The following is a 13,641-nucleotide window of genomic DNA, read 5'->3' as shown; positions in this document are numbered from 1 at the left end:
CTGGCTCCTGTATCAGGCGGTCAGGAAGTCCGTCAGGGTCCAGTGCCGCTCATGAGAGGCCGCGGGGCGTTCGAGTACGGCAAGCCCGGCCGTTGGGTAGCCGGTCGGGATCGCGGCCGCGGTCGTATCGGCGCCGGCAAGCTTCTCGAATACCTCTTCGATCGTTGGGTTGTGGCCGATGAACATCATGGACTCGGCTTCGGTCGAAGACGCGATCATTTCGAGATAGACATCGAGCGGGGCGTTGTAGAGTTCGTCGATGAATAGCAGTTCCAGGTTCTGATCGAGGGCGCGTCGTATAGCTTCGGCGGTCTGACGGCAGCGCAGGGCGGTCGAACTGATAACCCGGGCGGGTCTGTAGCCCCGATCCAGGGCCTTCTCCGCCACAATCTCGGCTTCCGCATAGCCCTCGTCGTCCAGCGGCCTGTCGAAATCCCGTTCACCAGGTTGCGCCCAGGCAGACCTTGCATGACGCAGCAGATAAACGCGGGTGAGGGGCTGGGAGATCATGTTCATCAAGGGCCTGAGGAGCGGTTCAGTCGATGGGTAACCGGGGGGAAGAATGACGTCAACCATGACCATGGTCGGCAACGTAGCGTTGGGGGGGGAGGCAAGTGAGAGAGTAGATGGTCGAGGCTTCAAAGAATAAACTGGTTAAATTCTAGGCTCTTAGCCCAATATTGCGACAGTTCTAAAAATCGCCGTAAAGCACCCAACAGGCTTGAACCGCAGTAGCCGATTGGGATATAGAGCCCGCCTTGAGATGTTCTTCGGGAGAATCGCGTTGAGTGAGAAGATCGATCTTAGCAATTATGTGCTCTCGGAAGACGATGAGTTCATGAATGCGAACCAGAGGGCGTATTTTAGGGCGAAGCTGATCGCCTGGAAGAACGACATCCTCAGGGAGGCGCGCGAGACGCTGGACCATCTCGCGGAAGAAAGTGCCAACCATCCGGATCTCGCCGATCGGGCCTCTTCGGAGACCGACAGGGCGATCGAACTACGCGCTCGCGACCGGCAGCGAAAGCTGATCTCCAAGATCGACGCCGCCTTGCAGCGCATCGAAGACGGCACCTACGGCTTCTGCGAGGAAACCGGCGAGCCGATCGGCCTCAAGCGTCTTGATGCCCGACCGATTGCAACATTGTCGATCGAGGCCCAGGAGCGCCACGAGCGTCGCGAGAAGGTCTATCGCGACGAATAGGTAGCTTCACCCTTGCATGAGACAACTCGGCGTGGGTAACCGCGCCTTTTTTATGTCCGCTATAGATTACTGTGAAACAACAGGGGCAGCGTCCCTGCGGGCTCAGCCTCCGGTGACGCTCATATGGCGTGGCACGGCCGGGCGATTGTTGCGGTCGATGATGAAATCGTGCCCTTTAGGCTTACGCAGGATTGCCTCGTCGATAGCGGCGGAAAGATAGGCATCGTCGTCGGAGGCTCGTAACGCCGTGCGCAGGTCCGCGGCGTCGTTCTGTCCGAGGCACATGTAGAGTGTGCCCGTGCAGGTGAGGCGGACCCGATTGCAGCTTTCGCAGAAATTGTGGGTCATCGGGGTGATGAAGCCCAATCTTCCGCCAGTTTCCGCGACCTCAACGTAGCGCGCCGGCCCCCCGGTCTTGAATGGAATGTCGTTCAGCGTGAACTGCTGCTCGACATCGGCCCGCAGCTTCGAGAGCGGCAGATAGCGGTCCGTACGATCTTCCTCGATCTCGCCCATCGGCATGGTCTCGATCACCGTCAGATCCATGCCGCGTTCATGGGCCCAGCGCAGCATGCTCGGGATTTCGTGCTCGTTGAAATCCTTGAGGGCCACAGCGTTGAGCTTGATCCTTAGCCCTGCCTTCTGAGCAGCCTCGATACCGTCCAGCACCCGACCGAGATCGCCCCAGCGCGTGATGGTCCGAAACTTGTCAGCGTCAAGCGTATCGAGCGACACGTTGATGCGTCGCACGCCGCAGTCATAAAGTTCCAATGCGTGGCGGGCGAGTTGCGAACCGTTGGTCGTCAGTGTCAGTTCGTCGAGATGTCCCGCCTCGATATGGCGGCCGAGCGCGCGCACCAGGTGCATGATATTCTTGCGCACCAGCGGCTCGCCGCCGGTCAGGCGCAGCTTGCGCACGCCCTTGGCGATGAAGGCGGAACAGAGCCGGTCCAGCTCCTCCAGTGTCAGTAGGTCCTTCTTCGGCAGGAAGGTCATGTTCTCCGCCATGCAATAGGTGCAGCGGAAGTCGCATCGATCGGTCACCGACACCCGCAAATAGGTGACGGCGCGGCCGAACGGATCGATCATCGGTCCTGCCGCGGCTGCAAGCGGGCGGGCATTGCCGAGTGGTCCTGCCAGTGTATTCACAGCTTGTCCTCCTGAATAAACAAAGTGGGCGGCTATGCCAGTTGCGTCAAGAGGGCTCGCGCTGCTTGCGGAGGAGCGGATCAGCCTCTAGTTCTCGTTGGATTGTTGCAGGGAGCCTCAAGGACATGACCGAAATCTGGCCCACCGAACTGCGGGTTTCAAAGGACCGCCGGGTTCTGCATGTGACCTTCAATGATCAGGCATCCTATCCGCTCCCGGCCGAAATGCTTCGGGTGCTGTCACCCTCGGCCGAGGTTCAAGGGCATGGACCGGGGCAGAAGGTTACCGTCCCCGGCAAGCGGGATGTGACCATCGGCAGCCTTACGCCGACGGGCAATTATGCGGTGCGTATCGGGTTCGACGACGGTCACAGCAGCGGCATCTATACCTGGTCCTATCTCCGCCAGTTGGGAGAGGAAGGCGGCAGGCTTTTCGCGGAGTACGAGCGCGAGCTGGAAACGAAGGGCCTCAGCCGCGATCCGCTGCAGCCAAGGCGCTGAGCGCTAGCCGTCGCCTTGATCATCCCCCATCTCCGACTGAAGTGCGGCTACGACGCGCTCCATGTTGGAGCCTATGGCGAGGCACTCCTCAATGGGGGTTGCAGACAGGATGTTGTTGATCAGCGCGGTCTGGATTCGCATTCCTTCTTCCGTGACCCGCCGGCCCTCCTTCGTGAGAAAGAGGCGCAGGACGCGCTTGTCCCGTTTGTCTCCGCGGCGTTCGATCAGTCCACGGCGTTCCAGCTGGGGCAGGGTCATGCTTACGTTGGAGCGTCCGACGAGCAGCTTGTGAGCCAGCTCCTGCTGGGAGATACCTTCAAAGCGAAAAAGGTTGACGAGGATATCCAGATGCGGCGGCTTGATGTCGAGCGGTGACAAATCGCGTGCCAGAGCTGACTGCATCAGCTGGCAGGCGCGGGCAACCGCGATCCAGCTCTTGAACCGTGGATGGTCCCAGGGAAGGGATTGATCTTTGTTCATTCTTGTACTTTATTGTTCAGCATTGAACATAATGAAGGTTCTCCACCATGACACCGATTGCACTTAAGGTCATCCGTCCTGTTATCAGCGTCGGCAGCAGATATGCACCCCATGTGACGGCGCGCCTTGCATTCGAACTGTTTTGTCGCACGCCACCGCGCCGGCCGGCTGGGCCGAAGGCTCGCCAAGTCCACGCTCAGGGCCGCCGACGGCTTGCCGCTGCCAAGACCATGCCGTTCCGGGTGGGGAAGGCAAGAGTAATGGCATATCTTTTCGCAGGTCAGCATAGGGAGGTGAGCAAGCGGTTTCTCGTCGTCCATGGCTGGGGCTCATCGGCCGCCTATATTTCGTCGCTGGCGGGAGGCCTTGCATCGACGGGTGCGGAGGTTGTGGTTCTGGATCTTCCCGGCCATGGACACTCGAGCGGACGACGCCTCAACATCCGCATGGCCGTAGACGCGATCGTTGAAGCGGAGCGTCGATTCGGACCGTTCGACGGTGCGGTGGGACACTCCTTTGGAGGAGCCAGTCTTGTACTTGCAGCCGGCGGCATCATGCCTGACGCCGGACAATTCAACCCCGGCCGACTGGCAGTGATTGGGGCACCCAGCAGAATCGAGTGGCTTTTCGACGGATTCTCGGATGTCGTCGGCCTCAGCGAGTCGATGCGCCGAAACCTCGTGCGCCATGCCGAGACAGTGGCGGGTGCGGCCTTATCCGAATTCGACGGCGTTCCCATCGCGCAGAGGCTGTGCAAGCCGTTGCTCGTCGTCCACGCAGAAGACGACAAGGAGGTCGATGCCGAGCACGCACGGCGCTACGCCACGGTGCCGTCAGCGAGAATTCACTGGGCGAATGGTCATGGCCATCGCAGGATCATCAGCGCACCGGAGGTGATAGGAGTCGTGGCGGCGTTTCTCACCGACGTTCAAGGCGAGGATAGCCGCAACTCCGCCGCGTGACGTTGATTGCACAGATCTGCCGTCGTAACGTCCCTGCCAGATTGCACCAGACAGGAGTGGCGGCAGAATGACGATCATCCGGACGATCGAAGACCTTCGGCACATCTACGCCGACGTGACCGAAGCCTCGGTCGCCAAGGTCACGGGGATGCTGACGCCGGAATATCGTTCGATGATCGAAACTTCGCCGTTCATGGCTCTGGCGACGGTCGGCCCTGAGGGGCTGGATTGCTCGCCGCGGGGTGACACCGGAAGCTGCGTCCGCGTTCAGGACCCGAAGACGCTTCTCTTGCCGGACTGGCGCGGCAACAACCGCGTTGATTCGCTGATGAACATCATCCGGGACCCGAGGGTGGCGCTGATGTTCCTCATCCCCGGATCAAACACGGCGATGCGCGTCAACGGTTCGGCCGTTGTGTCCGTCGAGCCGTCGCTGCTGGAGAGCTTTGAGACGGACGGGCATCATCCCCGCTCGGTGATCGTGATCACGATCGGTGAAATCTACTTCCAGTGTGCGAGAGCGATCATGCGGGCACAGCTCTGGAACCCCGAGAAGTTTGTTGATCCAGCGACCTTGCCGAGCGCCGGCACAATGCTGAAAGCTGCGAAGGCAGGTTTCGACCAGGCCACCTATGACCGCGAATGGGCGGGACGCGCGGCAGCGACGATGTGGTAGCGAAGCCAGTAAGCGCGCCGCAAACGTTTAGTTGCGATAGATGAGCCAGTTCTTGGCCGCATAGTCCCTGCGCATTACTTCGTCGAAAAATATGGTCCTGTTTCGGCCGTTGTGCTTGGCGTGATAGAGCGCCGCGTCGGCATTGGCGTATAGCTGGTTGGGGTTTTCGGCCTGAGCTGCCATAGAATAGCCCAGTGATATGGTGATCGGACCATATTGTACGCCCGAACGGGAGTTGCGGAAGCTGCGGGTCTCGAGTGCGCAGCGAACCCGCTCGCAGATCAGCATGACCTCATCGGCCGTATTGCCTTCCACGATCACCGCAAACTCCTCACCGCCGGTACGGGCGACGAACAGATCCTTGCGCACATTCGCGCGAATCACTGAGGCGACGGTGGCGAGGATCTTGTCTCCCACCGGGTGGCCGAAGTTGTCATTTATGTTCTTGAAGTTGTCGATATCGGCCAGCACCAGCGCGGTGACCTTCAGGTTGCCGGTGCTGTCAAAAATCGACGCCAGCTTGTCGTCGAAGGCCCGCCGGTTCGAAAGACGCGTCAGCGAATCGGTGTTGGCGATCCGCTTGTACTCGTCCAGTTCCTTTCGGACCTGATCCATCTCAACGGAATGCTCCGCAACGGTGTCGGCAGTTCGCTCGCCGTGGGCCATCGTATCAGTGGTAGCGGAGGTGAGAAGTGCAATGGCGTTGCGGATGATGTCGTTGGAGAAGTTGGCCTTGCTGTTGATGCGGGTGGCCGTTTCACCGAGGAGCTTGGTATAGCTTTCCATCGATTGCTGCTCGCGCCGCAGCAGGCGGAGGAGGTTCTCGAGTTCGACAAGAAGCTTTCCGTGAGCCCTCTCGATTACCTCCACCTGGCCGGTTCCGAGATACTGGCTCGAAATCGCGTCCAGTTCCTCCTGGGTCGCGCTGCTGCCGAGCGCAGCAAGTTGCTGCGTCAGAGACGTATTCGAGCCGATATAGGCTTCGTAGAACAACTGATAATTGCGAGGGATAGGAGCGACGCCCATTGCCCGCAATGCGTAGATGATCTGGCCAACTACATCGTTCGCTTGCGCCTTCTGCGCAGTCGTTGTCATCAAACCCCCCACGTGTTCCCCAACACTTTAGTAGGACTGCTTTATATCAAATCTATGCGAAAACAATTAAGGAGTCGCTCAAAATTAAGCGGCTCCTTAAAAAGCAGATTCGGTGCGTCCAGCCGATCACTTCCCGGCCAGACCATTCTTTACCGATAGAGGCGTTCGTACCTCAACGCGGTCCGATCATGTTCTCAGGACGCACGTACTGATCGAATTCTTCATTGGTCAGGTATCCACCACCGACAGCTTCTTCGCGCAAAGTCGTCCCGTTCTTGTGGGCTGTCTTGGCGATCTTCGCGCAGGTGTCGTAGCCGAGGCGCGTGTTTAGGGCGGTGACGAGCATCAGCGAGTTCTCGACGCCGCGCTTGATGTTATCCTCGCGCGCCTCGATGCCAATAACGCAGTTGTCGGTGAAGGAGACCGCCGCATCGCCGAGAAGCTGTACCGACTGCAGGAAGTTATAGGCCATCATGGGGTTGTAGACGTTCAGTTCGAAGTGGCCCTGGCTGCCAGCGAAGGTGATCGCTGCGTGGTTGCCGAAGATGTGGGCGCAGACCTGCGTCATCGCCTCCGACTGCGTGGGGTTCACCTTGCCGGGCATGATGGACGAGCCGGGTTCGTTTTCGGGCAGTGCCAGTTCGCCGAGGCCCGCGCGCGGGCCGGAGCCGAGGAAACGGATGTCGTTGGCGATCTTGAAGAGGGCCGCTGCAGCCGCATTGATCGCGCCATGGGCGAAGACCATCGCATCATGGGCGGCGAGGGCCTCGAACTTGTTCGGCGCGCTGACAAAGGGCAGGCCGGTGATCCGGGCAATTTCCTCGGCAACCTTCTCGGCGAAGCCGACCGGTGCGTTCAACCCGGTCCCGACCGCGGTGCCGCCTTGGGCGAGCTCGTAGAGGCCAGGCAGCGTCAGTTCGATGCGCTTGATGGCAGAAGCGACCTGCGCGGCATAGCCGGAGAATTCCTGGCCAAGCGTCAGGGGCGTGGCATCCTGTGTATGGGTGCGGCCGATCTTGATGATGTGCGAGAAGGCCTTGACCTTGTCTTCAAGCGCGGCGTGAAGCTGCTTCAGGGCCGGGATCAGGTGGCGGACAATCTGCTCCGCGCAGGCGATATGCATGGCCGTCGGATAGGTGTCGTTGGACGACTGGCTCATGTTGACGTGGTCATTGGGATGCACAGGCTTCTTGGAGCCCATGGTGCCGCCCAGCATCTCGATCGCGCGATTGGAGATGACCTCGTTGGCGTTCATGTTGGACTGGGTGCCCGAGCCGGTCTGCCATACGACGAGCGGAAAATGATCGTTGAGCTTGCCATCGATCACTTCCTGGGCGGCTTCGACGATTGCTTTGCCCAGCCCCTGGTCGAGGCCCCCTAACTCCATGTTGGCACGGGCAGCGGCCTGCTTGACGATCCCGAGCGCGCGGATGACGGAGGCTGGCTGCTTTTCCCAGCCAATCTTGAAGTTGCCGAGCGAGCGCTGCGCCTGCGCGCCCCAATAGCGATCGCCGTCGACGTCAATCGGTCCAAAGGTATCGGTTTCGGTGCGGGTGGATGACATGGTTCTGCCTCTGCTGCGCTGGATGGTAGCGCCGGAGTTATTCGACAAAACACTGTGGCGCAAGGCCAGCCGCTGGATTGTATACCAATGTCGGACCATTCCGGATGTCCGCAAAACGATCATGGGCCGCCAAACCCGCGTGCCATTTTTGACACGACGCCGAGGTTTCAGCCGAGGGAGCGACGTGAAAGGTGGCAGGTCGATTTTGATGAAGAAAAAATTAACGAGTGGTTTCCTAGCCTTGCCGCATGGAGCGACTCATGCACGGCTGGCGAGTGCGACCAGTCACTGAGCCGGGCGTTTCCTTTTCATTTTCGATGCGATCCGCTAGACCGGTGAGCGAAACCGCCTAAGGGCCGAACCCAGCCGACGGGGACAGAATTGCAGACTTTATCCAGAAGAGCACCTATCGCCCTTGCAGTCGTTTCTGCAGTGGCTACCCTCTGCGCACCCTCATCACCGGCACAGGCGATTACCCTCCTGGACATCATCAGGGGTGGACCGGCCAATCGCGCGCCGGTCTACAACGATCGCCTGCCGGGGGGGGAAACGCGCGAGCGGCGGGTCGATCCGCAGCCACTGCCGAAGGTGACCGGCCCGAAATACCACGCCTATAAGCCGGATGCCGTTCGCGCCGTTCGAACCGCTGGCTTTGCTGTAGCAGGAAATGATGCAAGTCCTTTTGCCGATGCGAAGGTTTCGGCGTCCGAGGACGTAGCTGCCGCGATCGAATCCTTCTACGGGAAGAACGCTACGCCGCTCTGGGTCTCCAATGGTGACGTCACCAGCAAGGCACAGGCCGTCATCGAGCTGTTCGAACGCGCCGATGCCTACGGTTTGGACCCGGCGGATTACCGCCTCACGGTTCCCGAACTGCTGACAGCCAGCACCGAGCCGGTCTCCGCGACGATGTCCGACGATATGGCCGCGGTCCCCGGCGACGGCCACCGCAGAGCGCTCATGCAGTTCGAACTCGATCTCTCAGCAAGTGTCTTGCGCTTCGCTCAGGATATGGTCCGTGGCCGCCTCGACCCTAACCGCATCTCCGATTACCATGACTTCAAGCGCAAGGACGTGAAGCTCGCGTTCGTGTTGCCGTTCGTACGGGCCGAGGAGAACCCGGCCGCATATCTGGAGGGTCTTGCCCCGCAGAGCCCGCAGTTCGTGGCGTTGAAGGCGGAGCTTGCGCGGCTGAAGGCGAAGGTCTCGGATCGGGACCAGAGGATCGAGTTGCCGTATGATTTGCTGCTCAAGCCGGGCACCGACGATCCCGCCGTGGCCGGCGTTGTTGCCGCAATCCGGGAGGTTGCATCGGACGATTTGACCTCCGCGCATGCTGAGACTCTCTCCGGCTATCAGGAGGCCGGAAAATACACGCCGGAGCTTGTCGAGCTTGTGAAGGCCTTCCAGAAGGAAGCGGGGCTGAAGCCTGACGGGGTTGTTGGGCGTGCCACAGTCCGGGCGCTCGTCGGTCACAGCGACGAGGCAAAGATCGAGAAACTCGTCATTGCGATGGAGCAGGCGCGCTGGTTGCCGACCGAACTGGGTGAGCGGTACGTCTTCATCAACCAGCCTGCATACATGGCCTATTATCATGAAGATGGCGACGAGCAGTTCTCGATGCGCGTCGTGGTGGGCTCCAAGAGTAACCAGACCTACTTCTTCCAGGACGAGATCGAGACCGTCGAGTTCAACCCATACTGGGGCGTCCCGCAGTCGATTATCATCAACGAGATGCTTCCGCACCTGCGCTCCGACCCGTCCTACCTCGACCGGATGGGTTACCAGGTCGAGGTCAGTGGCCGGCCGGTGTCTTCGTCGAGCGTGAACTGGTATGGCTCGACACAGTCAATCGCGGTGCGCCAGCCGCCCTCCAGCGACAATGCGCTCGGCGAGTTGAAAATCCTGTTCCCGAACGCCCATGCGATCTACATGCATGACACCCCCTCGAAGAGCTATTTCCAGCGCGATACCCGTGCGCTCAGCCATGGCTGCATCCGTCTGGCCGAGCCGCGCAAGATGGCCGCGGCGGTTCTGGGTGTGACCGAGCAGGAGATCGGGAGCCGTATCGCCGGCGGGCGCAACAAGGGAGAGAAGGTGACCGCAAAGATCCCGGTCTACGTCTCCTATTTCACCGCCTGGCCGAACAAGGACGGGGTCGTCGAGTATTTCGACGACGTCTATGATCGCGACGCAGCGACGCTTAAGGCCATGGCCGCAACCACCAGGGCAAGGACGTCCTGAAGCATTTGAGTGTATTTGGAGAGCGGCCTAGTGCCGCCCTATTCAAGCAGGAACGGTCAATGCGGGCGCTTGCGTCTCGCGTGACAGCAGCCGCCGGACGAGTTCACCGGTAAGCTCGGAAAAGTGCCTTATGACATGGTCCGGCTGAAGCTCCTCGACCGGCACGTCGGAATAGCCGAATGTCACGGCGATCGACGGAATTCCGGCGTTGCGGGCGGCCAATATGTCGTTGATGCTGTCGCCGATCATCACAGCCGCCTCCGGTCGAGCGCCGGCCTTCTCGATCGTGCCCAGAAGGTGACCGGCATCGGGTTTGCGAACGGGAAAGGTGTCTCCGCCTGTTACCGTCGCAAAACGATCCGACAGACCGAGCTTGCCGATCAGCGGGATCGCCAGTTCCTCCAGCTTGTTGGTGCAGACGGCGAGGCGCATGCCTGCTTCCTCCAACCGCTTCATCGCCTCGATCAATCCGGGGTAGGGGCGGCTGGCACCCGGCATTTCCGCTTTGTAGTGGGCGAGAAAGCGCTGGAGGAGGGGTTCTGCCGCCTCGTCGCTGAGCGGCTGTCCACGCAGTTCGAACGCGCGGCGAATCATGACGCGCGCCCCCTGGCCGACGAGATGGGTGAGGTCCGCATAAGTGACCGGTTCGAGGTCAGCAGCTGCGATCGTATGGTTGAGGCTGGCAACGAGATCCGGTGCGGTGTCGATAAGAGTGCCATCGAGATCAAAGATCACCAGGGGAGCCGTCATGATTGCCTCTCAGCGGTTTGTCTTGCACAGAGGGCTTAGGACAGGACAATCGCTAAAGCAAATGGCAACCTTGCAATGGCCCTTTTCCTTCCGAGGGTGGCCGTGTAAACAGCAACGGCGAAACAAAGGGGAGCATCTGGCGCATGGACGCCCGGCAAATGAAGATCAAGGCGGCGGAAGCGGCATTGGCCCATGTCGAGCACGGCATGCGCCTCGGCATTGGCACCGGGTCCACCGCCGAAGAATTCGTAAGGCTTCTGGCGGAGAAGGTGGCTGAAGGCCTGGACGTCCAGGGTGTGCCTACGTCCGAACGTACGGCGCGCCTCTGCCTCGATCTCGGTGTTCCGTTGAGGTCGCTGGACGAACTGCCGGAACTGGATCTCACGATCGATGGTGCGGACGAGGTCGATGGGCGGTTGCGGCTTATCAAGGGCGGCGGCGGTGCGCTTTTGCGCGAGAAGATCGTCGCGGCTGCATCCTCACGGATGATCGTCATCGCCGATGAAACCAAGCTGGTCGACACGTTGGGCGCTTTCCCGCTGCCGATCGAAGTCAATCCATTCGGATTGGTGGCAACCCGGATCGCGATCGACAAGCTCGCAGAGCGGCTGGGCCTCACCGGGGAAATTCGCCTGCGCGGAAGCGCCGACGACACCTTCACGACGGATGGCGGGCACCATATTCTGGACGCATCTTTTGGCCGTATTCCTGATGCAGAGGCTCTCGCAAGTCAGCTGAATTCCATCCCAGGTGTAGTGGAGCACGGGCTGTTCATCAATCTAGCGTCTTTCGCCATCATCGCCGGCGAGAACGGGGCACGGACGCTCAAGGCACAATGAAAGACAGGAGCACTATTTTCATGACCAAGTTTGCGGGTTTCCGACGCGCGGCCGCTCTTGCCGTGCTTGTCGCGGGCAGCATGGCGGCGCCGCTCCAGGCGCAGGAGATTTCCGAGGAGCATCTGGCCGCAGCCCGCGAAGCCATCGCCTCGATCAACGCAACCGACCGCTACGACAACATCCTGCCGGGTCTTGCGGAAGGGTTGAAGGCGCAGTTCATCCAGGCCTCGCCGAATTTCCAGGAGCAGATTTCGGCAGCCGTCGACGAGCAGGCTCTTGAGCTCGCACCTCGCCGTGCCGACCTCGAGCGTGAAGCGGCAACGATCTACGCCAAGGCCTTCACCCTCGACGAGTTGAAGGCGATTTCTTCCTTCTACGCCACCGAGGCTGGAAAGAAGCTCCTTACCAACGGCCCGCTTGTCTCACGCGAATTGGCCAAGGCAGCCGAGATCTGGGCAAACGGCATATCCCGGGACCTCAACAACCAGAGCACGGCGGCTCTGCGCGACATCATTGATGCCGTCCCTGCGGAAATGCCGCCGGCCGCCGAGGGTGGGGCACCGGCTGCTGCCGAAGGCGCAGCAGAACAGCCGCAATTGCAGCTGCAACTTCCGCCGCAATAAGCGCACTCACCAATCCCAATCCCAAGCCCGGAGCAATCCGGGCTTTTGCTTTTCCGGCATCCCACTTATATGGGCGGCGTGCCACTTGACGAAGGAGCCTCCTATGACCGCTTTCGACTATGACCTGTTCGTCATCGGCGGTGGTTCGGGAGGTGTTCGTGCCGGGCGGCTTGCTGGTTCGCTCGGCAAGAAGGTAGCGGTCGCGGAAGAATATCGCTTCGGCGGCACCTGCGTCATCCGCGGCTGCGTGCCGAAGAAGCTCTTCGTCTACGCTTCGCAATTCCCGGAGCACTTCGAGGATTCAGCGGGCTTTGGCTGGCAGGTTGGTGAAACGAGCTTCGACTGGAAGAGGCTGGTCGCGGCCAAGGACCGCGAAATTTCGCGGTTGGAGGGGATCTATCGGCGCAACCTCGAAAATGCCGGCGTCGAGGTGCTGGGGACGCGGGCTGAGTTCGTCGACGCTCACACGATACGTCTGGTTACCACCGGCCAAACGGTGACCGCAGAGAAGATCGTCATCGCGACTGGCGGATCGGCCAATCCGCATGCGGCGCTTCCTGGGCACGAACTTTGCATCACCTCAAATGAGGCGTTCGATCTGCCGGAACTGCCACGTTCGATCCTGATCGCCGGCGGCGGTTATATCGCCGTCGAGTTCGCCAACATCTTCCACGGGCTCGGGGTGGACACGACGCTGATCTACCGTGGCAAGGAAATCCTCTCGCGCTTTGACCGCGACATGCGCCAAGGCCTGCATCGCGCGATGGAGGAAAAGGGCATCCGGATCATCTGCACCGACATCATCGAGGAAGTACGGAAGGCGCCGGCCGGCGGCTTGGTCGCACGTACACTTGAAGGGCAGGCACTTGCCGTCGATACGGTCATGCTGGCTCTTGGCCGCGACCCGAACACGCAGGGGCTTGGTCTGGAGGCGGCTGGCGTCGAGGTGAACGAAAAGGGAGCGATTATTGTCGATGAATACTCCCGCACGAACGTGCCCCACATCTATGCCCTTGGCGATGTCACCGACCGGGTACAGCTGACGCCGGTGGCGATCCACGAGGCCATGTGCTTCATCGAGACCGAGTTCAAGAACAACCCGACAAAGCCGGATCACGAGCTGATCGCGACGGCCGTCTTTTCCCAGCCTGAGATCGGCACGGTCGGGCTGTCGGAGGAAGAAGCCTGCCGGCGCTATCCGGAAGTCGAGGTCTACCGCGCCGAATTCCGCCCGATGAAGGCGACCCTGTCTGGGCGCGCAGAGAAGATGATCATGAAGCTGGTCGTCGATGCTGCCAGTCGCAAGGTCGTCGGGGCTCACGTGCTCGGCCACGATGCGGGCGAGATGGCGCAGTTGCTTGGAATTACGCTCAAGGCTGGCTGCACGAAGGATGATTTCGACCGGACGATGGCCGTCCATCCCACCGCGGCGGAGGAACTGGTGACCATGTATCAGCCCAGCTATCGCATCCGCAACGGCGAGCGCGTATGAGGTCTTCCGACTGCCATTGGCAGTCCGCCAGCGTGATGCAGTGGCGCTAAAATGCTAGGCAAG

General features: G+C 60.6%; 14 protein-coding genes. 8 read left to right on the top strand and 6 right to left on the bottom strand.

What is annotated here, in order from left to right; genetic code table 11:
- Positions 1 to 12 precede the first annotated feature (12 nt).
- Positions 13 to 516 (bottom strand): SixA phosphatase family protein, encoded by a 504-nt coding sequence (locus tag FN060_RS08655; protein ID WP_142587697.1) that lies wholly within the window; start codon positions 514 to 516, stop codon positions 13 to 15.
- Positions 517 to 784: 268 nt separating this feature from the next.
- Between FN060_RS08655 and dksA the strand changes: the two genes are divergently transcribed.
- The gene (gene dksA, locus FN060_RS08650) at positions 785 to 1,204 is read left to right on the top strand and encodes an RNA polymerase-binding protein DksA (RefSeq protein WP_052642000.1); all 420 of its coding nucleotides are present in this window, start codon (positions 785 to 787) and stop codon (positions 1,202 to 1,204) included.
- Positions 1,205 to 1,306: 102 nt separating this feature from the next.
- Here the strand turns inward: dksA and moaA are convergent, their stop codons facing one another.
- Positions 1,307 to 2,353, bottom strand: coding sequence for a GTP 3',8-cyclase MoaA (gene moaA, locus FN060_RS08645; RefSeq protein WP_142587696.1), 1,047 nt, complete (start codon positions 2,351 to 2,353; stop codon positions 1,307 to 1,309).
- A 125-nt stretch (positions 2,354 to 2,478) separates the two neighbouring features.
- On the opposite strand from moaA, the gene FN060_RS08640 reads away from it, so the two are divergent.
- Positions 2,479 to 2,853: a gamma-butyrobetaine hydroxylase family protein gene (locus tag FN060_RS08640; protein WP_142587695.1), complete on the top strand. Its 375-nt coding sequence runs from the start codon at positions 2,479 to 2,481 to the stop codon at positions 2,851 to 2,853.
- A gap of 3 nt (positions 2,854 to 2,856) precedes the next feature.
- Here the strand turns inward: FN060_RS08640 and FN060_RS08635 are convergent, their stop codons facing one another.
- The gene (locus FN060_RS08635) at positions 2,857 to 3,333 is read right to left on the bottom strand and encodes a MarR family winged helix-turn-helix transcriptional regulator (protein ID WP_142587694.1); all 477 of its coding nucleotides are present in this window, start codon (positions 3,331 to 3,333) and stop codon (positions 2,857 to 2,859) included.
- Positions 3,334 to 3,593: 260 nt separating this feature from the next.
- On the opposite strand from FN060_RS08635, the gene FN060_RS08630 reads away from it, so the two are divergent.
- Positions 3,594 to 4,295 carry an alpha/beta fold hydrolase gene (locus FN060_RS08630; RefSeq protein ID WP_244665725.1) on the top strand — a complete coding sequence of 234 codons (702 nt, stop codon included), beginning with the start codon at positions 3,594 to 3,596 and terminating at the stop codon, positions 4,293 to 4,295.
- Positions 4,296 to 4,362: 67 nt separating this feature from the next.
- Positions 4,363 to 4,971, top strand: a complete 609-nt coding sequence (locus FN060_RS08625) for a pyridoxamine 5'-phosphate oxidase family protein (protein ID WP_142587692.1) — start codon at positions 4,363 to 4,365, stop codon at positions 4,969 to 4,971.
- Between the two features lie 27 nt (positions 4,972 to 4,998).
- Here FN060_RS08625 and FN060_RS08620 read toward each other — a convergent pair whose 3' ends face one another.
- Together FN060_RS08620 and fumC are read right to left on the bottom strand one after the other, a co-directional pair.
- Entirely contained in the window at positions 4,999 to 6,069 is a 1,071-nt protein-coding gene (locus FN060_RS08620; protein ID WP_077546423.1) for a GGDEF domain-containing protein, read from the bottom strand.
- Positions 6,070 to 6,238: 169 nt separating this feature from the next.
- A complete protein-coding gene (gene fumC, locus FN060_RS08615; protein ID WP_142587691.1) occupies positions 6,239 to 7,630 on the bottom strand; it encodes a class II fumarate hydratase in 1,392 nt (463 codons plus the stop codon).
- Between the two features lie 381 nt (positions 7,631 to 8,011).
- On the opposite strand from fumC, the gene FN060_RS08610 reads away from it, so the two are divergent.
- The gene (locus FN060_RS08610; protein ID WP_210310632.1) at positions 8,012 to 9,874 is read left to right on the top strand and encodes a L,D-transpeptidase family protein; all 1,863 of its coding nucleotides are present in this window, start codon (positions 8,012 to 8,014) and stop codon (positions 9,872 to 9,874) included.
- A gap of 42 nt (positions 9,875 to 9,916) precedes the next feature.
- Here FN060_RS08610 and gph read toward each other — a convergent pair whose 3' ends face one another.
- A complete protein-coding gene (gene gph, locus FN060_RS08605) occupies positions 9,917 to 10,624 on the bottom strand; it encodes a phosphoglycolate phosphatase (protein ID WP_142587690.1) in 708 nt (235 codons plus the stop codon).
- Between the two features lie 143 nt (positions 10,625 to 10,767).
- On the opposite strand from gph, the gene rpiA reads away from it, so the two are divergent.
- From rpiA to gor, 3 genes are all read left to right on the top strand, one after another.
- The gene (rpiA, locus tag FN060_RS08600; RefSeq protein ID WP_142587689.1) at positions 10,768 to 11,463 is read left to right on the top strand and encodes a ribose-5-phosphate isomerase RpiA; all 696 of its coding nucleotides are present in this window, start codon (positions 10,768 to 10,770) and stop codon (positions 11,461 to 11,463) included.
- A gap of 20 nt (positions 11,464 to 11,483) precedes the next feature.
- Positions 11,484 to 12,086, top strand: a complete 603-nt coding sequence (locus FN060_RS08595) for a DUF2059 domain-containing protein (RefSeq protein WP_142587688.1) — start codon at positions 11,484 to 11,486, stop codon at positions 12,084 to 12,086.
- Between the two features lie 103 nt (positions 12,087 to 12,189).
- The gene (gene gor, locus FN060_RS08590; protein ID WP_142587687.1) at positions 12,190 to 13,578 is read left to right on the top strand and encodes a glutathione-disulfide reductase; all 1,389 of its coding nucleotides are present in this window, start codon (positions 12,190 to 12,192) and stop codon (positions 13,576 to 13,578) included.
- The last annotated feature ends 63 nt before the right edge of the window (positions 13,579 to 13,641 follow it).

The organism is Pseudorhizobium halotolerans (genome assembly GCF_902153235.2).
Taxonomy (GTDB): domain Bacteria; phylum Pseudomonadota; class Alphaproteobacteria; order Rhizobiales; family Rhizobiaceae; genus Neorhizobium; species Neorhizobium flavum.
This window is presented reverse-complemented; position numbering and strand designations above follow the sequence as displayed.